Origin of the sequence: Nocardia brasiliensis ATCC 700358 (assembly GCF_000250675.2) — a bacterium.
Classification (GTDB): domain Bacteria; phylum Actinomycetota; class Actinomycetes; order Mycobacteriales; family Mycobacteriaceae; genus Nocardia; species Nocardia brasiliensis_B.
In genome coordinates this window covers 683,165-709,206 of sequence record NC_018681.1, presented here as the reverse complement: position 1 = coordinate 709,206, position 26,042 = coordinate 683,165, and the positions used below count along the sequence as shown (strand labels likewise).

General features: G+C 67.6%; 22 protein-coding genes. 8 read left to right on the top strand and 14 right to left on the bottom strand.

Annotated features, from left to right (window positions below):
- Positions 1–166 precede the first annotated feature (166 nt).
- Both O3I_RS03240 and O3I_RS03235 read right to left on the bottom strand, forming a co-directional pair.
- Positions 167–847, bottom strand: a complete 681-nt coding sequence (locus O3I_RS03240; RefSeq protein ID WP_014981463.1) for a CPBP family intramembrane glutamic endopeptidase — start codon at positions 845–847, stop codon at positions 167–169.
- Positions 844–2,583, bottom strand: coding sequence for an alpha/beta hydrolase (locus tag O3I_RS03235; RefSeq protein ID WP_014981462.1), 1,740 nt, complete (start codon positions 2,581–2,583; stop codon positions 844–846). The genes O3I_RS03240 and O3I_RS03235 overlap by 4 nt, the downstream gene beginning before the upstream one ends.
- A 234-nt stretch (positions 2,584–2,817) precedes the next feature.
- Here O3I_RS03235 and O3I_RS03230 point away from each other — a divergent pair, with 234 nt between their 5' ends.
- A complete protein-coding gene (locus O3I_RS03230) occupies positions 2,818–3,108 on the top strand; it encodes a YiaA/YiaB family inner membrane protein (protein ID WP_014981461.1) in 291 nt (96 codons plus the stop codon).
- A 64-nt stretch (positions 3,109–3,172) separates the two neighbouring features.
- Here the strand turns inward: O3I_RS03230 and O3I_RS03225 are convergent, their stop codons facing one another.
- Positions 3,173–4,930: an alpha/beta hydrolase gene (locus O3I_RS03225; RefSeq protein ID WP_051066475.1), complete on the bottom strand. Its 1,758-nt coding sequence runs from the start codon at positions 4,928–4,930 to the stop codon at positions 3,173–3,175.
- Positions 4,930–7,224, bottom strand: coding sequence for a phosphoribosylformylglycinamidine synthase subunit PurL (purL, locus tag O3I_RS03220; RefSeq protein ID WP_014981459.1), 2,295 nt, complete (start codon positions 7,222–7,224; stop codon positions 4,930–4,932). The genes O3I_RS03225 and purL overlap by 1 nt, the downstream gene beginning before the upstream one ends.
- Before the next feature lie 199 nt (positions 7,225–7,423).
- Between purL and O3I_RS03215 the strand changes: the two genes are divergently transcribed.
- Positions 7,424–8,749 (top strand): glycosyltransferase 87 family protein, encoded by a 1,326-nt coding sequence (locus tag O3I_RS03215; protein ID WP_014981458.1) that lies wholly within the window; start codon positions 7,424–7,426, stop codon positions 8,747–8,749.
- On the opposite strand, the gene O3I_RS03210 is transcribed toward O3I_RS03215, so the two are convergent.
- Positions 8,698–9,996, bottom strand: a complete 1,299-nt coding sequence (locus O3I_RS03210) for a M18 family aminopeptidase (RefSeq protein ID WP_041562383.1) — start codon at positions 9,994–9,996, stop codon at positions 8,698–8,700. The two genes, O3I_RS03215 and O3I_RS03210, sit on opposite strands and share 52 nt — an antisense overlap.
- A gap of 163 nt (positions 9,997–10,159) precedes the next feature.
- Positions 10,160–10,552 carry a hemophore-related protein gene (locus O3I_RS42355; RefSeq protein ID WP_014981456.1) on the bottom strand — a complete coding sequence of 131 codons (393 nt, stop codon included), beginning with the start codon at positions 10,550–10,552 and terminating at the stop codon, positions 10,160–10,162.
- A 417-nt stretch (positions 10,553–10,969) separates the two neighbouring features.
- On the opposite strand from O3I_RS42355, the gene O3I_RS03200 reads away from it, so the two are divergent.
- The gene (locus O3I_RS03200) at positions 10,970–11,965 is read left to right on the top strand and encodes an alpha/beta hydrolase (RefSeq protein ID WP_014981455.1); all 996 of its coding nucleotides are present in this window, start codon (positions 10,970–10,972) and stop codon (positions 11,963–11,965) included.
- Positions 11,966–12,702: 737 nt separating this feature from the next.
- Here the strand turns inward: O3I_RS03200 and O3I_RS46755 are convergent.
- Entirely contained in the window at positions 12,703–12,831 is a 129-nt protein-coding gene (locus tag O3I_RS46755; protein ID WP_256656707.1) for a hypothetical protein, read from the bottom strand.
- Between the two features lie 1,181 nt (positions 12,832–14,012).
- Positions 14,013–14,444: a MarR family winged helix-turn-helix transcriptional regulator gene (locus tag O3I_RS03195; RefSeq protein ID WP_014981454.1), complete on the bottom strand. Its 432-nt coding sequence runs from the start codon at positions 14,442–14,444 to the stop codon at positions 14,013–14,015.
- A gap of 52 nt (positions 14,445–14,496) precedes the next feature.
- Between O3I_RS03195 and O3I_RS03190 the strand changes: the two genes are divergently transcribed.
- Positions 14,497–15,573, top strand: coding sequence for a substrate-binding domain-containing protein (locus O3I_RS03190; RefSeq protein WP_014981453.1), 1,077 nt, complete (start codon positions 14,497–14,499; stop codon positions 15,571–15,573).
- 7 nt (positions 15,574–15,580) lie between these two features.
- Here O3I_RS03190 and purQ read toward each other — a convergent pair whose 3' ends face one another.
- Both purQ and purS read right to left on the bottom strand, forming a co-directional pair.
- The gene (purQ, locus tag O3I_RS03185) at positions 15,581–16,258 is read right to left on the bottom strand and encodes a phosphoribosylformylglycinamidine synthase subunit PurQ (RefSeq protein WP_014981452.1); all 678 of its coding nucleotides are present in this window, start codon (positions 16,256–16,258) and stop codon (positions 15,581–15,583) included.
- Entirely contained in the window at positions 16,255–16,491 is a 237-nt protein-coding gene (purS, locus tag O3I_RS03180) for a phosphoribosylformylglycinamidine synthase subunit PurS (RefSeq protein ID WP_014981451.1), read from the bottom strand. Before purS ends, purQ begins: the two co-directional genes overlap by 4 nt.
- A gap of 129 nt (positions 16,492–16,620) precedes the next feature.
- Here purS and O3I_RS03175 point away from each other — a divergent pair, with 129 nt between their 5' ends.
- Positions 16,621–17,265: an MBL fold metallo-hydrolase gene (locus O3I_RS03175; protein WP_014981450.1), complete on the top strand. Its 645-nt coding sequence runs from the start codon at positions 16,621–16,623 to the stop codon at positions 17,263–17,265.
- On the opposite strand, the gene O3I_RS03170 is transcribed toward O3I_RS03175, so the two are convergent.
- A complete protein-coding gene (locus O3I_RS03170; protein WP_014981449.1) occupies positions 17,262–18,635 on the bottom strand; it encodes a dipeptidase in 1,374 nt (457 codons plus the stop codon). The two genes, O3I_RS03175 and O3I_RS03170, sit on opposite strands and share 4 nt — an antisense overlap.
- A 150-nt stretch (positions 18,636–18,785) precedes the next feature.
- Between O3I_RS03170 and O3I_RS03165 the strand changes: the two genes are divergently transcribed.
- A complete protein-coding gene (locus tag O3I_RS03165; RefSeq protein WP_014981448.1) occupies positions 18,786–20,189 on the top strand; it encodes a glutamate decarboxylase in 1,404 nt (467 codons plus the stop codon).
- A gap of 55 nt (positions 20,190–20,244) precedes the next feature.
- Here the strand turns inward: O3I_RS03165 and O3I_RS03160 are convergent, their stop codons facing one another.
- The 3 genes from O3I_RS03160 to O3I_RS03150 form a co-directional block, all read right to left on the bottom strand.
- Positions 20,245–20,946 carry a DUF2334 domain-containing protein gene (locus O3I_RS03160; protein ID WP_041563342.1) on the bottom strand — a complete coding sequence of 234 codons (702 nt, stop codon included), beginning with the start codon at positions 20,944–20,946 and terminating at the stop codon, positions 20,245–20,247.
- Positions 20,947–21,066: 120 nt separating this feature from the next.
- The gene (locus O3I_RS03155) at positions 21,067–23,277 is read right to left on the bottom strand and encodes a S9 family peptidase (protein WP_014981446.1); all 2,211 of its coding nucleotides are present in this window, start codon (positions 23,275–23,277) and stop codon (positions 21,067–21,069) included.
- A gap of 86 nt (positions 23,278–23,363) precedes the next feature.
- Positions 23,364–23,762, bottom strand: coding sequence for a MerR family transcriptional regulator (locus tag O3I_RS03150; protein WP_014981445.1), 399 nt, complete (start codon positions 23,760–23,762; stop codon positions 23,364–23,366).
- 46 nt (positions 23,763–23,808) lie between these two features.
- On the opposite strand from O3I_RS03150, the gene O3I_RS03145 reads away from it, so the two are divergent.
- Both O3I_RS03145 and O3I_RS03140 read left to right on the top strand, forming a co-directional pair.
- On the top strand, positions 23,809–24,897 hold the full coding sequence (locus O3I_RS03145) for an alkene reductase (protein ID WP_014981444.1): 1,089 nt from the start codon (positions 23,809–23,811) through the stop codon (positions 24,895–24,897).
- A gap of 101 nt (positions 24,898–24,998) precedes the next feature.
- Positions 24,999–26,042, top strand: coding sequence for a DUF2330 domain-containing protein (locus O3I_RS03140; RefSeq protein ID WP_014981443.1), 1,044 nt, complete (start codon positions 24,999–25,001; stop codon positions 26,040–26,042).

Here is a 26,042-nt window from a genome sequence, read left to right as displayed (position 1 = left end):
GGCGCGTACGCCGTTGTTCGTTGCGAACACTGTACGCATGCAGGAACGTTGTACGCAAGAGTCATCGCAGAAGCATCAAAAATGGCCAGTTCACAGCCGATTCAACGGAATTCGGCGATCACAAACCGCCCGACCGGCAACACACGCCGGCGCAGCGCTGAACGCGCTAGCGGTCGCCCCCGGCAACCAGCCCATTCGGCGACAGCCGCGCCTTGCCCTGTCCGAAGGACGGTCGCCGAGCCAGTTGCGGCGCGATGGCACCACCCGCATTCGTGGCGAGATGCAGCAGCGCCGGAGCCGTGGCGCTCGCGGTACGTCGGCGGAGCCAGCCGAGCACGAAACCGCCCGCGGCGGTGGCGGCTACCGTCACCGCAACGCTGTCCCCCGCGGCCCGCGCCGGATGGACATGCCAGAAGCCGAAGGCCGATGAACCCACCACGGCTCCGGCGATCGGACCGAAAGCATTGTCCAGCAGGGGTTCCAACGTCGCACGGAAGATCAGCTCTTCGCTGTACACCGTGCCGATCGGAATATGCACACCGGCCCATTCGGCGATCGGTATATCCGGTGCTCGATCAGCGGCCGCCGCCAAACCTTTGCGCGCCGACGGAATCGTAAGGGCCACACCATAACCGGCGGCAACCAGCGCAGCCGACACCGCGCCGTAACGAAGACCCTTCGCGGAGAACCAATCAGGCACACCCTGAAAGGCAACCGCGTAAGCCGTCGCGAATCCGGCGTTCGCTGCGGTCCGCCCCCGCACTCCGAGCCCGAGACCGGGCAGCACAAGATTGCTCCAAGCCAGCGGAATCCCGATGGCGGCAACGGCTTTCGGCAAACGGCTCATTTGATCTTCCGTTCGAAATCCTCGGCGGACTCGATCTCCGCCCTGATCCGGTCCGACATCGCCGCCGACCAGTCCGGCGGCGCCGCCACCGCCGCCCAGCCGTCCAGCACGAGACTGCCGTAGCGGTGCCCGTGCCCGTCGGTGACGCCCTGGGCGTTGGTGAGGTCGGCGGCGACCTGCCAGAAGGTGACGAACGGCCACCAGCGCATCTGCGAGGAGACATCGGAGCCGCGCGGCTCCGACAGCCAATCCGGTTGCGAGAAGATGAGATCCGTCGACCACCAGACGATCGGGTCCGAGGCGTGTTGCAGGTAGGCGATGCGCGGCGGTCGCCATTCGGTGGACGGGCGCGCGAGATCCGCACTGTCCGAGGCGAATCGCACGACCAGCCCGTCCGCATAGACCGGTTCGACCTCGCGTGAGCCGGGATCGCGCCGCGAAACGAACTGTTCCCACAGCCGATTCGAGTTCGGCGGCCCCACCCAGAGCGCGCCGTCCACCTTCGTCCGCAGGTCGGCGAGCCCATCGAACGCCGCCTCGGAGCCCTGCGAGCCCAGGCTCTCCCCGTAGACCAGCAGCTTCGGCCGCTGCTGTTGCGGGCGCGCGCTCCAGTGCCGATACACCGCGTCGAACAGCTCTTTTCCGGCCGTCGCGGCCTTGCCGCGGTCGGCCAGGAACGACAGCACGCTCGGCAGATACGAGTACTGCGTGGCGATGATCGCGCTGTCGCCGCCGTACATGTACTCGATCGCCCCGGCCGCCATGGCATTGACCCAGCCGGTGCCGGTGGTCGTCACCACCACGAGCACCTTGCGATCGAAGGCGCCGGTGCGTTCGAGTTCGGCGGCCGCCAGCTCGGCTGGTTCCTCACCGTTCTCAGCCGACTCCAGCCCGACGTAGGCGCGGATCGGCTCGCGCGCGGGCTTGCCGGTCACCTCGCTGATCTTGCTCGCGGTCGGGCCGTGCGAGACGAACCACCGCCCCTCGAACCCGAGGGTCTCCCATTTGGCCAGTGACGCCGGACTGCCGGAACGTTCCGGTTGGGTCGGCTGGACCGCATTCGTCGAGGTGTGGTCGTTGCGCACGCTGAACGCCGAATTGGCCACGGCGAAGAACGCCCGCGAGGCCACGCCGTTGAAGATCGTCACGGTCAGCACGACGAGCACCAGGAAGCCGGCGGCGGGCGCCAGCTCGCGCGGCACCCGAACCCACCGGTTGAGCAGCCGCGCCAGGAACAGGATGGTCTCGCGCACCGTCCGATACGCGGCCACCACGGCCGCGCCGACCGCCATGCTCAGCAAGCCGGTGCGCAGATAGGCCGGTGTCGTGGTGCCCTCCATGCCCATCAGCGCGGTGATCTCGCGCTGCCAGCGCGCCGACTGCACCAGCATCAGTGCCGCACTCAACGCGGCGGTGAACAGGATCGCGGACTTCACGGCGTAGCGCACCCAGGTGGGCGGCGGCGGAAGGAACTTCTGCAACCGCGGCCGCACCCACAGCCGGAACAGCCACTCGAGCAGACAGCCGACGCCGTAGCCGAGCGCGGCGTTGACACCGCTGATCAGGCCCTGGAACAGCCAGTCGCGCGGCACCAGCGACGGCGTCACCGACAGCGCGAAGAACAACGTCGCGAACACCAGTCCGACATAGTTCAGGTCGATGACGTCTTCCACGCGCCGCACGACGACGACGCCGCGCGTGCGCAGCTTCGTCAGGGTGGAGGCGGTCTCTAGCACGAAACTCAGCGCGTGCGGAGGTCGGCCGCGAGCAGTTCCATAGCGATCATCATCGCAACAGTATGGCGGTCCGGTTCCGCCGGCGAGCGTTGGCCAGGCCGCCACACGGCGTATCGACACAGATCACACCCGCCTGCACCGGTCGTCTCGCGCAGCGGCGGGTCGGCAACTACCCAGGATGCTCGAGTAGTTGTACACGGTTGTGCGGGTACGCGTGTCGCCAGAATTCTTGGCATGAGCACTCCCAACGCACAGCCGAAGACCACCTCGGCCTTCGTCGCCCAGGCCGCGATCGCGTTCGGCGTCAGCTTTTTCGGGGCGGGCGCGGGCATTCTGTATCTGCCGCTGGACATCTGGCAGCGCAGCTTTCTGGCGATGAGCCTTCTCTTCCTGGTCACCAGCACCTTCACCTTGGCGAAGGTGGTGCGGGACCAGCACGAAGCCGCGACCGTACACGGTCGCATCGATCAGGCACGGATGGAAAAGCTGCTCGCCGAGCACGATCCGTTCAACACCATTGCCTGATCCCGCTCCTGGGCGGGCCCGGTGACGAGGGGTCCTGGCCCGCCCAGGCCAGCGGATCAATCCGTCATTTGAGTGAGCGTTCCCGAACGGCCGACTCCGCCAAGTAGTTTCGGATCCGATCCGAGAGATCGGCGGTCCAGTCCGGCGGCTGCGCGATCGCGGCCCAGGCGTCGAGCACCAGCGTGCCGTAGCGATGCCCGTGCCCGTCGTTGACGCCCTGCGCATTGGGCAGATCGGCGGCGACCTGCCAGAACGTGACGATCGGATACCACGCCATGGTCGGCGACACATCGGAGCCACGCGGCTCGCGCAGCCAATCCGGTTCGCTGAACAGCAGATCCGGCGACCACCACACCACCGGATCGGACGCGTGCTGCAGGTAGGCGACGCGCGGTGTCAGCCAGGTGCTCGACGGCTGCCACAGATCACCGCGACCGTCCGCGAAGCGCACCACGAGGCCGTCGGCGTAGGTCGGCAGGACCTCGGGGGACCCGGGATCGCGCCGCGCGACGAATTCACTCCACAACCGGTTCGAGTTCGGCGGCCCCACCCACAGCACGCCGTCGGTCCGGTTGCGCAGGTCGGCGAGACCGGAGAACGCGCCTTCGGCCCCCTGCGAGCCGAGGCTCTCGCCGTAGACGAGCAGCTTCGGCCTGGCCTCGGCCGGCCGCGCCGACCAGTGCTCGTACACCTTGTCGAACACCAGCTTTCCCATCCGGGTCGCCTTGTCCTTGTCCGACAGGAAAGACAGCACGCTGGGTAGATACGAGTACTGGGTGGCGACGATCGCGCTGTCGCCGCCGTACATCATCTCCACGGATTCGGCGCTGGTCGAATCGACCCAGCCGGTGCCGGTGGTGGTCACCACGACCAGGACCTTGCGGTCGAAGGCCCCGGTGCGTTCGAGTTCGGCGACGGCCAGTTCGGCTTGCGCCTCGGGACCGTCCGCCGATTCCAGGCCGGTGTACACCCGGATCGGCTCCTTGGCCGGTTTGCCGGTGACCTTCTCGATATCCGCGGCGCTCGGCACGTAGGAGACGAACCATCGCCCCTCCGAGCCGAGGGTCTCCCACTTCGCCGATGAGGCCGGGCTACCGGATCTTTCGGGCAGCTGCGGTTGCGTGGCATTGGGCGAGGTGTGGCTGTTGCGCACGCTGAACGCCGAATTCGCCACCGAGAAGAAGGCTTTCGCCAGCACGCCGTTGAACAGCGTGACGGCCACGATGGTGACGATCAGGAAGCCGAGCGGCATGGCCAGGCGGCGCGGGACGTGCACCCACTTCGTCAGCTCGCCCGCGACCCACCGCACCAGCCAGCGCACCGCCCGGAACACACCGATCACCAGCGCGATCACGGCCGCGCTCAACGCACCGGTGCGCAGGAAGCCGCTGGTCGTGATGTCGTCCATGCCCATCAGCTGGGTGATCTCGCGCTGCCAGCGCGCCGACTGCACCAGCATGAGCACCGCCGCGAGCAGACAGCCGAGCAGCACCACCACTTTCACCACCGCGGGCAGCCAGGTGGGCAGGTCCGCCAGCACCTTGGTCACCTGCTCGGGCAGGCGCGGCCGAATCCAGCTGCGGTACATCAACTCGAGCAGACAGCCGACGCCGTAGCCGATGGCCGCGTTGACGCCGCCGATGAGACCCTCGAACAGCCAATCCCGCGGCAGCAGCGAGGGTGTCAGCGACAACGAGAAGAACAGCGTCGCGACGACGAGACCCACATAGTTCGGGCGAAAGAACCGCTCGACGGCGCCGACGACCCGGCCGGCGCCATCGCGCACACGTACTACTGAGACCGCTCCAGCCTCAGCCGTCATCAGAGCGCACTTGCTCCGAACAACTTCGGCAGCGTGCCCTCGTGCGCGGCCCGCAGCTCGTCCATCGGGACGGAGAACTGTCCTTGCACCTCAACCGAATCCGCGCCCTGGTCGACCACGCCGATGCGCACCCACGGCAGTTCGCGGGCGGTGCACATCTTGGTGAACCGGGTCTCCTCCGAGCGCGGCACCGCGACGAGCACCCGGCCCGCCGATTCGGCGAACAGCGTCACGAACGGATCGGCGTCCTCGGGAAGCAGGATGCGGCAACCGGTTTCACCGGCCAGCGCGGCCTCCACGACGGCCTGGATCAGGCCGCCCTCCGAAAGGTCGTGCGCGGCACTGATCATGCCGTCGCGCGAACCCGCGGTGAGCACCTCGGCCAGCAGCTGCTCGCGCGCGAAATCGACCTTCGGCGGCACACCGCCCAGGTGATCGTGCACGACCTGGGACCAGATCGAGCCGCCGAATTCGTCGTGGGTGTCACCGAGCAGGATCAGGGTCTCGCCCGGCTCCAGCCCGAGCCCGGTCGGGATGCGCCGGTGCACGTCGTCGATGACGCCGAGCACGCCGACCACGGGGGTCGGCAGGATGGCGGTCTGCCCGGTCTGGTTGTAGAAGCTCACATTGCCGCCGGTGACCGGAATGCCCAGCGCCACACAGCCGTCCGCGAGGCCGCGCACGGCCTGCTGGAACTGCCACATCACGCCCGGATCCTCCGGCGAGCCGAAGTTCAGGCAGTTGGTGACGGCCTTCGGGGTCGCGCCGGTGGTGGCGACGTTGCGGAACGCCTCGGCCAGCGCGAGCTGCGCGCCGGTGTAGGGGTCCAGCTTGGTGTAGCGGCCGGACGCGTCGGTGGCCAGCGCGATTCCGCGCCCGGTCGACTCGTCGATCCGGATGACGCCCGCGTCGGCGTGCTCGGCGAGCACGGTGTTGCCGCGCACGTAGCGGTCGTACTGCTCGGTGATCCACTTGCGGCTACACAGCTGCGGGCTGGCCAGCATCTGCAGCAGCGTGGCGCGCAGCTCGTCGCCGGTCTTCGGGCGGCTCAGCTTGTCGGTGCTGTCGGCGATCAGCGCGTCCTGCTCGTCCGGGCGCTGCACCGGGCGCTCGTACACCGGGCCCTCGTGCGCGACGGTACGCGGCGGAACGTCGACCACGGTCTCGCCGTGCCAGGTGACGATCAGCCGGTCGCCGTCGGTGACCTCGCCGATCACCGTGGCGAGGGTGTCCCACTTGCGGCACACGGCCATGAACGCGTCCACGTTCTCCGGGGTCACCACGGCGCACATGCGCTCCTGCGATTCGCTGGAGAGCACCTCGGCCGGGGTCATCCCGGTGGCGCGCATCGGCACCCGGTCCAGCTCGATACGCATGCCGCCGTCGCCCGCGGCCGCCAGTTCGGAGGTGGCGCAGGACAATCCGGCGCCGCCGAGGTCCTGGATGCCCACCACCAGCTTGGCCGCGTACAGCTCCAGACAGCACTCGATGAGCACCTTCTCGGTGAACGGATCGCCCACCTGCACGCTCGGCAGCTTCTTACGGCCCGTACCCGATTCGTCACCGGAGAAGGTGTCCGAGGCGAGCACGGAGACGCCGCCGATGCCGTCCAGGCCGGTGCGCGCACCGAACAGAATGATCTTGTTGCCGGTGCCGGAGGCGAACGCCAGGTGCAGATCCTCGACCCGCATCACGCCCGCGCACAGCGCGTTCACCAGCGGATTGCCTTGGTAGGAGGCATCGAACACGGTCTCGCCGCCGATATTCGGCAGGCCGAGCGAGTTGCCGTAACCGCCGACTCCGCGCACCACACCGTCGACCACGCGCCGGGTGTCGGCCGCGTCCGCGGCGCCGAAGCGCAGCTGATCCATCACCGCGATCGGGCGCGCGCCCATCGCCATGATGTCGCGCACGATGCCGCCGACGCCGGTCGCCGCGCCCTGGTAGGGCTCGACGTAGGACGGGTGATTGTGGCTCTCCACCTTGAAGGTGACCGCCCAGCCGTCGCCGACGTCCACGACGCCCGCGTTCTCGCCGATGCCCGCGAGCATCGAGGCCCGCATCTGCTCGGTGGTGGTCTGGCCGAAGTAGCGCAGGTGCACCTTCGAGGACTTGTAGGAGCAGTGCTCGCTCCACATCACCGAGTACATCGCCAACTCGGCGTCGGTCGGCCTGCGGCCGAGAATGTCCTTGATGCGGGCGTACTCGTCGTCCTTCAGACCCAGCTCTTTATAGGGTTGCGGCACGTCGGGAGTTGCTGCGGCTGCGCTGACGGTGTCGACCTGCGAAGTCACGGGGTACCAGGGTCCTTTCGGGCCGGGAGCGCGAAGCTGGGGATTCGCCTGGAAGTTTAGCCGTCACGGTTCGTGGGCACCGGGCCGCATACACCTCACGCCCGGTTCGCCGTTTTCCTGTGCGCCCGGTCACAGCCCGCAGGGGTGGCAACGCGCGCCGACGCGGGTCACACCGTCCCACACAGTTACTCTGGGCCCCGTGAACGAACGATCGGGGATCGCGGATTCCGCTGAGCCGGTTGTCGCGAAGGCCGGGCCGGTTGCCGAGCACGACGGGCAGGATGGCACCACCACCGAGTCGACTGCCCAGGTGCGCGTTCCGCTGTCCGGTGACCAACTGCGCTGGCTCCTGCTCGCCATCGGCCTGTTCGCCGCGTCCGCGGTGCTGTCGCTGGCCGTGCACTGGTGGTCCGGCTACATCGATCTTCAGGTGTACCGCAACGGTGCCCGGGTCTGGCTCGACGACGGCGAGCTGTACGGCCCGATGCCGCCGGTGGCGGGCATCGGCCTGCCGTTCACCTATCCCCCGCTGGCCGCGCTGTTCTTCGCCCCGCTCGCGCTGATCGCGCTGCCGGTCGCCGAGGTGATCGTGCTGACGAGTTCGCTGGCGAGCCTGGCCATCACGCTGTGGCTGGTGCTCGCGCGGATCCGGCCGGGGCTGCCCAGGGCCACCATGTGGACACTGGTGATCGGCGCGGTCGCGCTGCTGCAAACCTTCGAACCCCTGCGCCAGACCTTCGGTTTCGGCCAGATCAACCTGGTGCTGATGGCCGCCGTCACGCTGGATTGCCTGGTGCGCAAGCCGTTCTGGCCGCGCGGCATGCTGATCGGCATCGCGGTGTCGGTGAAGCTGATCCCCGGCGGGTACCTGCTGTACTTCCTGCTGCGCAAGGACTGGAAGGCGGCGGGCACGCTGATCGTCTCGGCGATCGCCGCGGTGGGGCTGGGTTTCCTGTTGTTCCCGAGCGATTCGACCGAATACTGGTTCCACACGCTGGCCGACACCGGCCGGATCGGCCCGCCCTACTTCGCGGGCAACCAGTCGATCAAGGGTATGGCGTTCCGGCTCGGACTCCCCGACTCGGCGGCCACCGTGCTGTGGATCGCGCTGTCGCTGGTCGCGGTCGCGCTGGCCGCGGTCTGGATGCGCAGGCTGATCGACGCGGGCGCCACCGTGGCCGCACTGCTGGTGAATGCGGCCGCGGTGCTGCTGGTTTCGCCGGTCTCCTGGTCGCACCACTGGGTGTGGATCGCGCCCGCCGCGGTGGTGACCGCGGACGTGATCGTGCGCGGCAAACGTTCGCCGGTGTTCCTCGGCTGCGTCGGCGCACTGACCGTCATGTTCCTGATCGGACCGCAGTGGTTGCTGCCGCACTCCGACGACAAGGAACTCGACTGGGCGTGGTGGCAGCAGCTCATCGGCAGCAGCTATGTGCTGGCCACCCTCGCCGTCTTCGTCGTCGCCGTGCTCACCTACCGCCCGGTGACGGCGGGCGTGAGGAAGGCGGCCAGCGCCGCGGCATAGGCGGGCACGTCCGCGGCGCCCATCACTTCGCGTGCCGAATGCATCGCCAGCTGAGCCGCGCCGACGTCGACCGTCGTGATGCCGGTGCCCGCGGCCGTCATCGGGCCGATCGTCGAGCCGCAGGGCAGATCGGCGCGATGCACGTAGCGCTGCAACGGAACTCCGGCCTGCGCGCAGGCCAGTGCGAACGCGCCGGCTCCGGCCGCATCGGTGGCGTAGCGCAGATTCTGGTTGACCTTGAGCACCGGCCCGCCGTTCACCGCGATCCGGTGCGCGGGCTCGTGCCGCTCCGGGTAGTTCGGATGCGTCGCATGCGCCATATCGCCGGAGGCGACCACCGAATCGGCCAGCGAGGCAAGGTATTCGGTGCGGTCGCCGCCGCGGGTGAGCACGATCCGTTCCAGCACGCGGGGCAGCAGATCGGACTGGGCGCCGCGATCGGACTGGCTGCCGACCTCCTCGTGGTCGAACATGACGAGCACCGGAATCGCGGCCCCCGGCTCGGCCACCGCGGCGAGGAAGGCCTGCAGGCCGGCGTAGCAGGTGCCCTGGTTGTCCAGGCGTGGTGCGCTGACCAGATCGAGGTCGCGGCCGACGATCCGGCTCGGCGCCAGGTCGTGCGTCATCAGTTCCCAGCCGAGCACCGCGGCGGGGTCGAGATCGGCGTGCTCGGCGACGAATTCGAGGAACGAGCGCGGCTCGCGGCCGACACCCCATACCGCGTTCACGTGCCGCTGCGGATCCAGCGCGACGCCCTTGCGATCGTCGGACAGGTGAATGGCCAGCTGCGGCACCCGCAGAATCGGCTCATCGATGCGAACCAGCTTCTCGCGCACCGCATCTCCGTCGCGCACGCTCAGTCGCCCGGAGATCCCGAGTTCGCGGTCCAGCCAGGAATTCAGCCACGCGCCGCCGTAGGGCTCCAATCCGACCAGTTGCCAGCCCGCGGACGCCAGATCCGGATGCTGTTTGACGCGCAGATTCGGGCTGTCGGTGTGCGCGCCGACCACTCGGAACGGCGTCACCCCCGCGGCATCGGCGGCGGACCAGGCGATCAGCGAACCACCGCGCACCACGAAATGCTTACCGGACCCGTCCGCCGGCCACGGGTCCGCCTCGGCCAGCCGGGTGAACCCGGCGGCTTCCAGTTCCGCTGCCACCGTTCGGCAGACGTGGAAGGGCGAGGGCGAGTCGTCGACGAACGCGCACAATCCGGTGGCCGTGGCAGCAGTAGTGGAAACGGGCATGCCTGCGATCCTAGGCACGCGTGCACCGCGGCGATGGACAGCCGACCCGCCGGGGGTCGGGCGAGGGCAGGGCCGGTGGCGTCCCCGCCGAGGCGCGAACGCCGACCTGCCCACCCACTGTCCGTCGAACAGCGCGAGTGCCCGAGTAGTTCCTAGCGCGAAACTACGACTGCGGGAACGACTTGCAGGAAGTGCTGATCTTCGTCATCTTGTCGCCCAGGTCCGGGCTCATGGCGTCGAGCGGGGTCTCCACGCCACTCTTCTTCTGCGCGGTGAACTCCTGGAACGTCTTCACCCGCACGTCGGTCGGCATGTTGTAGGCCGCCTCCAGCGCCATTTTCTGCACCGGCGAGGCGTCGAGCTTCGCGGCCATCTCCGGCGCGTCCTGATGGATCGCGGCGTCGATCTGCTTGAAGGAGCATTCCGAGCTCAGCAGCGGAGCGAGATCGTCGATCATATCCGCCGCGGCAATTCCGGTGCCGAACAGCGAGGCGCCGGCGGCGATACCGGTGATGGCGAGAGAAGCGAAGGCGTAACGCGGGTTGAGCATCTTCATGAATTCACCCTTCGGAGAGCTCGATCGGATGTCGGGGCTGAATACCCCGGCGCAGATGGTACCCAAGGACTTCCATGAAGTACCAAGTGCGTCCGATTCGCACCCGGATATGTACGCGCATTCGCGGCCGGACGTGGCGAATTACCCCGGAGATTTCCACCGCGGACGACCGGCGGCCGTTGGTGCGGCGAAGAACGTTGCGCCCCTTGGCAGCTTCCGGAACCCCGCCTGTGACAACTGACCAGTTTGTCGAGGATTCTACGTAATTCGGACATTGCTTCGTGTCGCCGCATGTGCGATCCGAACGGCGTGCTAAAAGCTTGTCCTATGAATTGGAGCGTAAACGCAGAAGCACACAACTCCCGCAGATCACGTTCCGTAGCCTCCATCGCGGCGACCGGACTGCTCGCCTGCGCTATGACCGCACTGGGTGTATCGGCGGCAACGGCCGACCCGGCCACCGATGCAAAACTGCTGACCACTTCGGTTACCGCGCCGGATGGATCTCGGATAACCGACACAGAGACCATCGACGACCGCAATATCCGACTTCAGGTTTATTCTGCGGCGATGGACAAGACCTTTCCGGTCGAAATCCAGCGCCCCGCCGATACGTCCAAGCCGCGCCCGAGCCTGTATCTGCTGAGCGGTGCGGGCGGCGGTATCGACATCGCTTCCTGGCAGGCGCAAAGCGACGCCCGCGCGTTCATGGCGGACAAAAACGTGAACCTGATCCTGCCGATCGGCGGGATGTTCAGTTACTACACCGACTGGATCAAGGACGATCCGGTACTCGGCCGCAACAAATGGAAGACCTATCTGACCGAAGAGTTGCCGCCGATCATCGATGCGGCACTCGGCACGAATGGCGTGAACGGCATCGCGGGCATCTCGACCTCCGCGACCACCGTGCTCGCACTGCCCATCGCCAAACCGGGTCTCTACAACGTGGCGGCCGCATACAGCGGTTGCGCGCAGACCAGCGACCCGCTCGGTTCGCGATTCGTGAAGTTCGTCGTCGACGGATACGGCGGCGCCAGCCACGAGAACATGTGGGGGCCGACCGGTTCCCGGGAATGGGTCGCCAACGACCCCTACGTCAACGCGGAAGGCCTGCGCGGCACCGAACTGTATATCTCCTCCGGTAATGGCATGCCGGGTCGTTACGACACCCTGGACGGACCGCATACGCAGCCCGGCCCGAACGGTCTGGCCAATCAGATCATCATCGGCGGTCTGATCGAGGCGGCCACGGCACACTGCACCCAGAATCTGAAGACGAAACTGGATTCGCTGGGCATTCCGGCCACCTTCACCATCCACGACACCGGGACGCATTCGTGGGGCTACTGGCAGGATGAGCTGAAGCTGTCCTGGCCGACCCTCGCGCACGGCATGGGCGTGCAGGAGTAGTTCCCCACCACCGATAGTTCGACGGTCCGGAGGACCGGGTGTGGCCTGTGTACGGGCCGCCCCGGTCCTCCGATGCGTCTGGGGGCCAACAGGTTACGCGACCCGAAGGAGAACCGCGGCGCTGCGGCGATCAGCGCTGTGCGCACGGAAGACGTCCCCGGGCACCCGAAAGCCGGCCGCGCACGATATGCCCCGCACCGGTGGTATTCGAGCCCCGCGTACGCCCCCACGACCGGCACCCGCCGGATGCCCCGAGCTACGTCGTCGGGAGCCATTCGCACCGCCCTGAAATGAACAGAATCTATTTCACTGTTCGGCTACAGCAATCCCCGGGAGACAAACTTCGCCGGATAAAAAGAAGCGTGCCGGACGCTGCAGTCGTCCGGCACGATTTCGTTCTGTGCTGACTGGATCAGTAGCCAGTCAGAGGTGACAACTAGACGACGGCGACGATGATTCCGAGAATCACGCCCAGGGCCGCCACGGCTGCACCCAAGAAACTACCAACACCGGGCAGAAGCATTGTTCCTCCTGTTTGTCGGTCTAACCACTGTCGGAAAAGTAGTGATGATGCCAGCTCAGTGGCATTCAGTCTGTCGAACTACCTCGACGTATCGAATGCTCGTCGAGGACGCCTCGCAGTCGAGGCGATGCAGATTTCAACAGGCTCGGAGACTCCAGCTGGAAGTAGTCCGATTCCTCATGAAGCCCGGCACGATGAAGCCGGGCGGCGCCAACTAGATGACGGCGACGATGATGCCGAGAATCACGCCGAGGGCCGCAACGGCAGCACCCAAGAAACTACCAACACCGGGCAGAAGCATTGTTTCTCCTGTTTGTCGGTCGATCCATTGATTGTCGAACATCCTCGATCACACAGAATTCGGATCGAGGGCGCCTCAGAGGCGAGGCGGTGGCGATCTCAGCTAGCAGTGCCGAAGGCGCTGACTAGATGACCGCGACGATGATCCCCAGAATCACACCCAGGGCCGCGACGGCTGCACCCAGAAAACTACCAACACCGGGCAGAAGCATTGTTCCTCCTGTTTGTCGGTTGAACCATTTAATCGAGCAGCGGCGATCATGCCACTCTCGATTTCAGAATGTCAAACCATCTCGGCCGGAGAGGAAATCGGCCGAGGATCGCCTCGGACGAGAGGCGGGGGAGAGCTCAGCCAGCTGGGAAGCTAGATGACCGCGATGATGATGCCGAGGATCACGGTAAGAGCCGCAATGGCAGCACCGGCCATACTTCCAACCACGGGCAGAAGCATTGTTCCTCCTGTTGTCGGTAGAGCTAGTGATCGCACAGCGACGGAGTGCCGCTGCGGATATCAGAGATGTCGAACTACCTCGACATTTCAGGAACTTAGCCGAGGTCGCCTCACACCGGAGGCAGTTTCACGAACTCGGTCCGAACGGAGTGCTAGATGACCGCGATGATGATGCCGAGGATGACGGTAAGCGCAGCAATAGCGGCACCGGCCATACTTCCAACCACGGGCAGCAGCATTGTTCCTCCTGTTTGTAGGTCGATCCATGGATGACTTAGCGCACGTGATCATGCCAACTGTCACGTGGCGCGTGACGATCCGACCCGGCGTGTCGGGAAATTAAACGAAGTCGCCTCGCTCCGGACTTCATTTAAATAGAATTTGGCTACTCCATAATTAACTGGTCGGTCGTCCGACCAAATCAATGCTCAACCCGCACAACCCAATCCGGCCGATGGCAACACAACCGGCCGGCCGAGCCCGGCCTGCCGCTGTGCCGACAAAAAAGGAAAGATGGACGAGTTAGTCGCCCGGGGCGGGCCGATGGCTCCAGCGGGCCGACAGACCCCACGGCGGCACCGCCGAGCCGCAGCCGCGCCCGGCTATTGCGCGGCCGCAATGAACGGCCACTCACATGGCCGCGAAACAATCCGCGATTCGGTTCGAATGCCCGGCACCGCCGGTTAGTTCCGGGTGGAACGGTTTGGCGGACAAGCGAAGACACCGCCGATCACAGATCGGACGTTCTGGACATACATCGGATGAATGCGCGCTTACCCCGGATTCACGGAAACGAGTTCCAGCAGTCGCATGAGGTCCGCATAACGGCGCGCACCGATCCGGGCGCGCAGTTCCTGTTCCGCGCGCGCCTCTTCGGCGCGCACCGACGCGACGAGTTCCGCGCCGAGCCTGCTGAGCCCGATCAGGATCCGCCTGCGGTCGTCCTGTGCGGCGAGCCGGAAGATCAGACCGCGCTCGGCCAGGTAGTCCGCGTGCCTGGTCGCCGAGGACGGCGCCAGCTGTGACCTGGCCGCAAGCTCGCTCATCGTGATGCCGGTCTCGCTGGAGAGATTCGACAGCATCGACCACTGATCGGCCGTGAGCTGCCTGGCACACAGTGCTGCGTCCAAGTGACGCAGCCAACCGCGTTCTGCGGCACGCAGCGCACCATGCAGCGTCGAATATCCGCTTACAATGGTCGTCATTGTTATTTCCTGCCTGCCATGAATTTCGCTCGAACGAGAAGAAGAGTACCGAATGTCAGCGTTCGGCGAGAGCCCCGAGGGCACTATCGAGATCCTGAACATCGTTCCGATGCAGGGTCCCGGCGGTATCGTGGCCCCCTCGTGCGACGCGGCGATTTCGCTGGCCGTCGACGAAATCAACCGGGGCACAGGAATTCTCGGTCGCGAAATTCGTACTACGAATATCGACGGCGGCAGGCCGCCACACGAGGTGGCGAGCGAGGTTTCCGCCCTGCTCGCGACCGGAATGGTGGACGCGATCACCGGCTGGCACACCTCCGCGGTGCGGCTGGCGGTGGCGCGAGCGACCGCGAGCCGGGTGCCCTATCTGTTCGCCACCGGGCACGAGGGCCTGCCGGACGAACTGCCCGGCGTACTGATGCTGGGCGAGCATCCGGCGGGGCAGACGCTGCCCGCCGTGCACTGGCTGGCGCGCGAACACGGCATCCGGCGCTGGGCGATCATCGGCAACGATTACATCTGGCCGCGGGAATCGGCCAAGGCGATCCGCAACAGCCTGGCCGACCCCGACGCCATCGTGCTCGAGCGGTTCGTGCCGCTCGGTTCGCCCGATTTCGGCGACTTCCTCTCCCATCCGGCGCTGGATCAGGCCCAAGGCGTGATGATCCTGATGGTCGGCGCGGACGTGTCCCGGTTCAACCGGCAGTTCGCGGCGACCGGCCGCGCGGCCTCGCAATTGCGGATCAGTCCGGCGGCGGACGAGAACGTCCTGCTGGCGGGCGGCCCCGGGGCCAACCACAACTTCTATGTGGCATCCAGCTTTTTCATCGACGAGCGTTCACCGGACGGGCGCGAACGGGTGGCCCGCTATCGCAAGCGGCACGGTGAATTCGCCCCCGCGCTGACCAGTTTCAGCAATATGACCTACGAGGCCATCCACACCCTGGCCGGGCTCGCGCACGCGGTCGGCTCACTGCGCGTGCCCGAAGTCCTCGGCGCGCTGGACCACGGGGTGATCCTGGAGACCCCCGGCGGCCAGCGCGCCTTTCAAGGCAATCAGGCGATCCAGCACGGTTTCATCGCCCGCGCCGACGGCGTCGAATTCGACATCGTCGATCGCATCACCTGACGGCGGATCAGGCCGAGACGAGGGTGTCCAGCACCGAGAGGAACAGGCCGAGGCCGTCGTCGCTCGGGCCGGTGAGCGGCTCGGTCGCGTGCTCGGGGTGCGGCATCAGGCCGACGATGCGGCCGTCGGCCGAGGCGATGCCCGCGATGCCGCGCTGCGAACCGTTCGGATTGTCACCGGCGTAGCGGAAGACCACCCGGCCTTCGCCCTCCAGCTCGTCCAGCACGGCGGTGGACGCCTGGTAGCGGCCCTCACCGGACTTGAGCGGGATGAGGATCTGCGCACCCGCCTCGTACCGTGAGGTCCACACCGTGGCCGCCGATTCCACCCGCAGCCACTCGTCGCGGCAGATGAAGTGCAGACCTTCGTTGCGGGTCAGCGCGCCGGGCAGCAGGCCGGCCTCGCACAGCACCTGAAAACCGTTGCAGATGCCCAGCACCGGCAGGCCGGACTGCGCCGCGCGCACGACCTCGCCCATCACCGGGGCGAACCGGGCGATCGCGCCGGCGCGCAGGTAGTCACCGTAGGAGAAACCGCCCGGCACGACGACCGCGTCGACCTGCTTCAGATCCGCGTCCGCGTGCCACAGGCTGACCGCCTCGGCGCCGGACAAGCGCACCGCGCGGGCCGCGTCGACATCGTCGAGCGTCCCCGGAAAGGTGATGACTCCGATCCGCGCCGTCATGGCAGGCGAACCACCTTCCACTCCTCGATCACGGTGTTGGCCAGCAGCGATTCGGCGATCTGCGCGAGCTCCGCGTCGCCGACACTGTCGTCGACGTCGAGCTCGAATCGCTTGCCCTGCCGGACATCCGAGATGCCCTCGAATCCCAGGCGCGGGAGTGCACCGACGATGGCCTGTCCCTGGGGGTCCAGGATCTCGGCCTTCGGCATCACCTCGACCACGACTCGTGCCACGCGTTGCTCCTCAAGTGGGGTGGGGGGTTACCTCAGCAGCGTAGTTGTGCTGGTTGCCCGCGGCACCTCCGGGGTCGGCCAAGATTCGCGGGCGAGGGCCGTGGACCGCGCCGCGCCTAACATGGCGCCATGCGCATAGCCCACTTCGGCCACTCCTGCTTACTCGTCGAGTTGCACGGCAAGAAGGTGCTCTTCGATCCCGGCACGTTCTCGCACGGCTTCGAGGGTCTCACCGGCCTGGACGCGATCGCGATCACCCACCAGCATCCCGACCACATCGACCCGAACCGGATCGAGGCGCTGATCGAGGCCAATCCGGGGGCGCGGCTGCTCGCCGATCCGCAGACCGCGCAGCAGCGCGGCGAACAGTGGGAGGCGGTGCACGCCGGCAACGTGCTCGCGCTCGGTGACCTGCGGATCACCGGTGGTGGCGGCAGGCACGCGGTGATCCATCCGGAGCTGCCCGTGGTGGACAACACCGTCTTCCAGCTGGGCACCCCGGACGATCCGGCGCAGCTGGTGCACCCGGGTGACTCGCTGTGGGTGCCGCCGGTCCCGGTCGGCGTGCTCGCGCTGCCCGCGGCCGCGCCGTGGATGCGGCTCAGCGAGGCGGTGGACTACCTGCGCGCGGTGCGGCCGCGCACCGCGCTGCCCATCCACTACGGCATCATCGAGCCCGCCGCGCAGGGCATCTACTTCGGCAGGCTGGCCGAAATGGGGCCTGCCGAAACAGAATTCACCGTGGTGGAGCCGGAAGACCAGCGCGAGTTCTAGCGCGCCCGCCGGGCCTGCTCGGCGTAGTCGAGCAGGAACAGCGCCTCGGCCAGGGCCATGTGCTCGATCTCGCTGGGATCCACGCTCTCGTTCGGCGCGTGGATCAGCGCCTTCGGTTCCTCGACGCCGAGCAGCATGATCTCGGCGGCCGGGTAGGTGTCGGCGAAGACATTGCACAGCGGGATCGAGCCGCCCTGCCCCTGCGTGGTGGTGGGGCGGCCGTAGGAGGCGGTCAGCGCCGCCTCCATCGCCTCGCGCGCCGGTCCGCCGCTGCTCGATCGGAACGCGGCGCCGACGCCTTCGAGTTCGATGGTGAGCTTCGCGTTCCACGGCGTGTTCGCCTCGAGGTGCGCGACGAGCGCCTTGTGCGCCTGCTCCGGATCGGTGCCCGGCGGGATGCGCAGGTTGAGCCGCGCCCGCGCGGACGGCTGCACGGCGGCGGCCGACCCGACCACCGGCGGCGCGTCGATGCCGAGCACGGTCAACGCGGGCCGGGCCCACAGCATGTCGGCGATCGTGCCGTCGCCGGTGCACTCGACGCCGGGCAACAGGCCTGCGTCGCTACGGAATTGGTCTTCCGGGTACTGCACGCCGGTCCAGCGCTGATCGTGCTGCAGTCCCGCGACGGTGGTGTTGCCGTGTTCGTCGCGCAGCGAGGCGAGCAGATGGATCAAGGCCGCGAGCGCATCCGGGGCGGCGCCGCCGAACATGCCGGAATGCAGTGGGCTGGTCAAGGTTTCGACGGTCACCACCACATTCACGTTGCCGCGCAACGTCTCCGTCAGCGTCGGCACCCCCGCGGCGAAGTTGCCGCAGTCGCCGATCACGATCGCGTCGGCGCGCAGCAGCTCCGGGTTGGTCTCGACGAACCGCTCGAGGCCGCCGGTGCCCTGCTCCTCGGATCCCTCGGCGACCACCGTGATGCCCAGCGGCAGGTCCGGTCCCACCGCGCGCAGCGCGGTCAGATGCATGACGATATTGCCCTTGCAGTCCGCGCTGCCGCGGCCGTACCAGCGGCCGTCACGCTCGGTGAGTTCCCAGACCGGCGAGTGCCAGGCGGCGCCGTCCAGCGGCGGCTGCACGTCGTAATGGCAGTACAGCAGCACGGTCGGCGCGCCCTCGGGTGCCGGACGCGCGGCGATGACCGCCTTGCTGCCGTCCGGCGTCTCGTGCAGGCCGACCCTGGTCAACCCCGCCGCGGCGAACGCGTCCGCCACCCACTGCGCGGCACGGTCGCATTCCTCCGGCGGGAACTGCCGTGGGTCGGCCACCGATTTGAACGAAACCAGCTGTGTCAGATCGGTTTTCGCCTGTGGCATCAGCGCGGCCACGGCCGCGCGCAGTTCGGCGGTACGAGAATCGTCGGTCACCCGTCCACTCTGGCACGAACAGACCGGTCCACCGAGTGAAATATCGCGCACCGGCCGATTCGTGTCGCCGCGCCCCGCGCCGCGTGTGTGATTCTGGTACCCGAGCACAGTTCGGTACCAGCACGCGAGCCGACCCTCCGGAGGCAGCCGATGTCCGAGACCCCCGACTCCGACGACCTGTTCGCACTACCCGGGATCAACCGGATCGCGCCGCGCGGCGGTTTCCCGCAGCACGAACTGCTCCCCCAGGTCGCCTACGAGATCGTGCACGACGAACTGCTGCTCGACGGCGTCTCGCGGATGAACCTCGCGACCTTCTGCACCACCTGGTCCGACGACACGGCGCGCAGGCTGATGGCCGAGTCGCTGGACAAGAACATCGTCGACAAGGACGAGTATCCCCAGACCGCCGAGCTGGAGCGGCGCTGCGTGCGGATGATCGCCGACCTGTGGCACTGCCCCGATCCGGCGGGTACGCACGGCACCTCGACCACCGGCTCCAGCGAGGCGGCGATGCTCGGCGGCCTGGCCGCGAAATTCCGCTGGCGGCAGCGCGGCGGCACCGGCACACCCAATTTCGTCTGCGGCCCGGTGCAGGTCTGCTGGGAGAAGTTCGCGCGGTATTTCGACGTCGAGATCCGGCAGGTCCCGCTAAGCGGTGACCGGCTGACGTTGCACCCGGACGAGGTCGCTGCGCACTGTGACGAGCGCACCATTATGGTGGTGCCGACATTCGGACAGACCTTCACCGGTCTGTACGAGGACGTCGCCGGGATCAGCCGCGCGCTGGACCGGGTGCAGGAGGTGAGCGGCCTGGACATCCCGATCCACGTGGACGCCGCGAGCGGCGGGTTCCTGGCCCCGTTCACCGCGCCCGACCTGGTCTGGGATTTCCGGCTGCCGCGGGTGAAATCGATCAACGCCTCCGGGCACAAGACCGGGTTGGCGCCGCTGGGCGCGGGCTGGGCGATTTGGCGCGAGGCCGCCGATCTGCCTGCCGAGCTGATCTTCGATGTGGACTACCTGGGCGGCAGCGTCGGTACCTTCAATCTCAATTTCTCCCGGCCGGGCGGACAGGCGATCACCCAGTACTACGAATTCATCCGGCTCGGCCGCATCGGCTACACACGGGTGCAGTCCGCGAGCTACCGCGCAGCCCGGAAACTGGCCGCGGGGCTGCGCGAATTCGGCATCTTCGAGCCGATCCACGACGGCGACCCGCGACACGGGATCACCGCGGTGTCGTGGCGGCTGACCGGCGACCCGGGCTTCAACCTCTACGACCTGTCGGATCGACTACGCAGCCGCGGCTGGTTGATCGCCGCCTACCCGTTGCCCGCGCACCGGGAGAACGAGATCATCATGCGGGCGGTGATCCGGCACGGCTTCACCGTCGACATGGCCGACCTACTGCTCGCCGACTTCGACCGCTGCGTGAAACAGCTTGCCCGGCATCCGTTCTCGACCTCGCTCACCCGCCAGGAAGCCGGCGGGTTCACCCACAGCGCGACAGCGCAGGTGCCGGACCCGAAACGGGACACGCACCCGGCCTGAGCTTTTCGCGCGTCGCCGCCCGCGTTACGCCATGGCGGGCGGCGACGCCGGTGCGTTACGCCGCGCGTGCGATCGCGGGCGACTCCCACCGATAGACGGCGCCTACGGCACCGTGGAACAGCGCGAGGTCGACGGCGTCGAGCATGGCCTGGCGGGGGCCGGAGCGCTCCAGCTGGGCGGCTGAAACCGCAAGGCGCAGTAGTCCACCGCGCCGCGCCGTGCGGGCGGCGCCCATCACCAGCGCGCGACACCACCACGGTTCGGCGCGGAAACCCTCGCCGATGCCGTACACCCGGACCTTCTGCGCCACATTGCTTTCCAGATCCAAGATGGAGGTCAGGCCGAGCGCGACGCGGAAGCCGAGCTCCGGCAGCACCTCCAGGGCGCCGGCCGAGGCGTCCCAGCGCGGCGCCGCGAACAGCCGGGTACGCAGTTCCACCTGCTCCATCACCCGATCCGCCGCGGTGAGCCGCAACTTCGCCTCGTGCCGTGGCAGCGTGGCGAATTCGGCCCGGCGGCGCTTGGTCGCCGCCTGGTCGTAGCCGTGCAGCACGATGGCGTCACCACGGGCCCGCCTGCCGCGCAGCCAGGCCTGCGTGGCGGGGTCCTCGGTCAGGCGGTACTTGCCCTTCAGCCGGGGCGCCACGAGCAGCGATAGCGGTACACCACGCTGGTCCATCGAGGCGGCGAACTCGATCGCCGCGTCCCGGGTGGTGTCCCTGATGCCGGAGATCGAGACGATCAGCTCAGCGTTCATGAACCTACGATGCCAGCGACAGATGTATTCGACGTGCAGGTCGGGTGACCGCGCGACGAACAGCACCGGGCAAGGGCGCTACCTGCGGTGCGGCCGATCCGGCGGCCGCACCGCGCGCGGTCACGCGCCGGCGAGACCCACCCGGTCCAGCACCCAGGCGTACTCGAAGGCGACTTCCTTCCACTTCTCGTACCGGCCGCTGACCCCGCCGTGGCCCGCGCTCATCTCCGTCTTGAGCAGCAGTTGCGCGTCACCGGTCTTGGTCGCCCTGAGCTTGGCGACCCACTTGGCCGGTTCGACGTAGAGCACCCGGGTGTCGTTGATGCTGGTGATGGCGAGGATGGCCGGGTAGTCCTTGGCCTCGATGTTCTCGTAGGGCGCGTACGACTTCATGTAGTCGTAGACGTCCTTGTCCGCCAACGGGTTACCCCACTCGTCCCATTCGATGACCGTCAGCGGCAGCGACGGGTCCAGGATCGAGGTGAGCGGGTCCACGAACGGGACGTTCGCCAGGATGCCCGTGAACAGCTCGGGGGCCAGGTTCGCCACCGCGCCCATCAGCAGGCCGCCGGCGCTGCCGCCGTCGGCGATCAGCCGATCCGCGGCCGTGACGCCGGTGTCGATCAAATGCCGGGCGCACGATACGAAATCGGTGAAGGTGTTCTTCTTGGTGAGCGTCTTGCCGTTCTCGTACCAGAGCCGGCCCATCTCGCCGCCACCGCGGACGTGCGCGACGGCGAACACCATGCCGCGGTCCAGCAGGGACAGGCGCGAGACCGAGAAGGACGGATCCATGCTCGCCTCATAGGAGCCGTATCCGTAGAGCAGCAACGGTTTCGGGGCGTCCAGCGGGACGCCTGGAGCGCTTGCGAGCCGCGAATGCGCGAGGCCGCCCTTTTTCCAGACCAGCGAGATCGGGATCCGGGTGCCGTCCTCCGCTACCGCCCAATCACGATGCTGCTCATAGTCGTTCGCGTCGTACCCGCCGAGCACCGGCTGTTCCTTGCGCAGCAGCAGGTCGCCGGTGGCCGGCACGTAGTCGAACACCTGCACCGGGGTGATGAACGAACTCAGGCCGATGCGCAATGTCGGTTGCGCCCATTCGGGATTCGCGCCCGCGCCGACGGAGAACAGCTCGAGGTCGAAGTCGAGTTCCTTGCGCTCACCGTAGCCGCTTTCGGTGAGCGGCCAGACCGTCACGCGGGTGAGCGCCTCGCGCCGGTAGCTCAGCACCAGGTGATCGGCGAACGCGTCGACATCCTCGAGCCGCACGTCGTCGCGATGCCCGATCAGCAGGGTCAGGTTCGACGGGTCGGCCACGGGTGCGTCGGCGAGCACGAAGTTCTCCGCCTTCACGCCGTCCACGACGTCGTTGTGCAGGATCAGGAATCGATCCTCGCCGCCCACCACCGCGTGCTCGGCCGAATATTCGACCCCCTCGCGGCGCGGCAGGATCACCCGGAACTCGCCCTCGGGGTTGTCGGATTCGAGCACCCAGCCCTCGGTGGTGATCTTGGAACCGACCCAGATCATCAGGAACTTCTCCGAGCGCGTGGAAACCACGCTCACCCAGTACCGCTCGTCCGGCTCGTGGAACACCTTGACGTCGGCGTCCGGCGCGGTGCCGAGCCGGTGCCGCCACACGGTGTCGGGCCGCCACGATTCGTCGACCGTCTGATAGAAGACGTGCGTGCCGTCCAGCGACCAGGTCGCACCCGGCGCGGTCTCGGCGACCTCGTCGGGCAGCAGGTCACCGGTGCGCAGGTCCTTGAAACGCAGCACGTACCGCTCGTCCCCGTTGGTGTCCACGGAGTAGGCGAGCAGGTTGCCGTCGTGACTGATCGAGTACGCGCCGAGCGCGAAGAAGTCGTGGCCCTCGGCCAGCACGTTGCTGTCCAGCAGGATCTGCTCGCCCGGCACCTCGGTACCCGCCTCGAGCTGCGGCGGGGTCCACGCGTCGATGCCCTCGGCGTCGGCCGCGATCGGACAGCGGCAGTGCACTCCGTACTGCTTGCCTTCGAAGCTGCGCGAGTAGTACCAGTAGTCGCCCATGCGAGTCGGCACCGACAGGTCCGTCTCCTGGGTACGCGACTTGATCTCGTCGAAGATGCTGTCGCGCAACCCGGCCAGGTGCGCGGTCTGCGCCTCGGTGTAGGCGTTCTCCGCCTCTAGGTAAGAGATGACCTCCGGGTTCTCCTTGTCCCGCAGCCATTCGTATTCGTCGACGAACACGTCGCCGTGGTGCGCGCGTTCGGTGGGCACCGTCTTGGCGATCGGCGCGGCCACCCCGCCCAGGTCTGAGATCGTTCCGGTACCACTGTCGAGAGCCATGCGCTCCACCGTAGCGGCGCGCGTATCGTCCGTCCCGGCAGGACCCGGCCTGCCCGCTGATCAGCGGGGACACTCCGGCCTTTCGGTCAGACCTCCGCTGATCCCGCGTTTCCCCGGGGCATCGTGGCGTGATCGGAGGCGGCGTGGATGACGCCGTCGAGCACCTGCTGGGTGCTCTGCAGATCACGCAGCGCCTGTTCGATCCGGCGGCGTTCCTCGGTGAGCCGTTCCAACAGCAACGGCGTGGCCGTCGCGTTGGGCGTGCCGTCCACATCGTTGATGCACGGCAGCAATTCGCCGATGGTGTCGCTGTGCAGACCGGCCGCGAACATCTCCTGGATGCGGCGCACGCGCTCGACGGCGGCGGCGGGGTATTCCCGCTGTCCACCGGAGGTCCGCGTCGCGGCGAGCAGCCCCTTGGTCTCGTAGTACCGCAGCGACCGGACGCTCACGCCGGTCTGCTCGGCCAGTTCTCCGATGCGCACAATCGCTCCTTGACCTGACACCGATGTCAGGTTTTACGGTACAGGAATGAGGCTGCTGACCGAATACCGCGATCCGAAACTCACCACCCCCAACCGCATCGTGATGTCGCCGATGACCCGGCTGCGCACCCAGCCCGACGGCGCGCCGACCGCCGACGTCATCGACTATTACGCCCAGCGGGCGACGGCGGGGCTGATCATCACCGAGGGCCTCTGGCCGCATTCGACCGGGCAGAGCGAGGCGTGGTCGCCCGGTCTGCACACGGAGCGGCACGTCGCGGCCTGGCGCCAGGTCACCGACGCCGTGCACGCGCGCGGCGGCCGCATCTTCGCCCAGCTCATGCACGGCGGACGCAAAGGGCATCCGCTTGCGCGCATCGACGGTTCCTGGCCTGCCGGTCCGTCCGCCGTGGTGGACGAGGACCGGGTGCACCTGATCGCGGGCGGCAAGGCCGACCCGATCACGCCTGCCGCGTACGACCACGACGGCATCGCCGCCGCCGTGGCGCAGCATGCCCACGCGGCGCGCAACGCGATCGACGCCGGCTTCGACGGTGTCGAGATCCACGGCGCCAACAGCTATCTCATCCACCAGTTCCTGGCCGACAACACCAACCTGCGCACCGACGAGTTCGGCGGCTCGCATGCCAACCGCATGCGCCTGCCGCTGGCCATCGTCGACGCGGTGGCGGGCGCGATCGGCGCGCAGCGCACCGCGATCCGGCTCTCCCCCGGCAATCCGCAGTTCAACATGTACGAGGCCGATCCGGGACCGCTCTACCGGAGGCTGGTCACCGAACTCGATCGGCGCGACCTCGCCTACCTGCACCTGATCGACAACGACGACTACCCGGCGCTCGCCGACCTGCGGCCGCGCTGGCACGGCACGCTCATCGCCAATATCGGCGAGAACCGGGAACCGACCTCCGCCGCGGGTGCGGAAGCTGTGCTCGCGCGCGGCCTCGCCGACCTGGTGTCGTTCGGTCGCGCGTTCATCGCCAATCCCGATCTGGTGCACCGCATTACCCACGATCTGCCGCTGGCCGACCTGCGCGAGGACGGGCTGTACGGCCGCACGGCCGAGGGTTACAGCGACTATCCGGCATTTGCGGAGAGCGTGGCACGCAGCGCGTGAGCCCGCGCCGGACGCTCAGTGCTATCGGCGAGCCGCGAAGTTGAATCGGCGTGTCGCCCTGACGAATCGGCGTGTCTGCGTCGTGTCGTAGGGTTGCGATTATGCGTATCGCCGTTGCCAGCCGGGTAGCCGTCGCCGCGGCGATACTGTCCGCGGTGGCGGGGCTCGGCGCGGCGAGCCCGGCCGCGGCCACCGGCGGCGCACTCGCGGTACCCCCGGGACGGCAGGCTTCGATCGCCACGGAAACCGCGTTGCTCAGCTGGGACGGCAAACGCGAGACTCTGGTTTTCGACCTGAATCTGCTGGCGGACACCGACAATGCGGTGCTCGTCGTCCCGACGCCGAGCCGGGCCAGTCTGGAGCCGGTCGCCGAAACCACCTTCGTCGACCTGAATCGACTGACCCTGCCCGAGATCGTGACCGAGCGCCGCTGGTTCGGCGCCGGCGCGCCCACCGGCGCATCCGACGGGCCCTATCAAACGACGCTGGAAGACTTGACAGGTCCGTTAGAGACGTTTCACTTCACCGGCGCGCAGCTCGCCGACATGCGAACGTGGTTGGCCGCCACCGGTTACGCACTCCGGCCGGAAGCGAATACCGCACTCGATGAATACGGCAGGGACGGTTGGTCGTTCGTCGCGATCCGGCTCACCCGCCCCGGCTCGACGACCGGGACGCCGTCGTTGACGGGGCGGATCGATCCGATCCGCTTGAGCTTCGCGACCGAACGACCCGTCTACCCGATGCGGATCTCCGGCACCGCGCCACAGCGGTTGCAGTTGTATGTGCTGAGCGACCACCGCATGACACGTTCGGACCCCGACGCGACGACGCAGACCGTCGATGTGGAGTTCGCCGGACGCATCGCCGACACCAGCAACCCGACGCTGACCGGTATGGCGGATAGCGGACGGAACTACCTGACGAAGATGTCGGTCGCGATCACGGACCCCTCGAACCGGACGACCGACTTCACCTTCGCCGCCGCACCCACCGACGACGAGGTCCGCGGCCGGCTCACCGTGCTCGAACCCGTGGAATTCCTGGGCATGCCCGCCGGACCGGTGATCCTCGCACCCGCGACGGCAGCCGCGGCGCTGGTGCTGTTCGCGCTGTTCCGCACGTTGCGCAGACAGCCGAAGTGA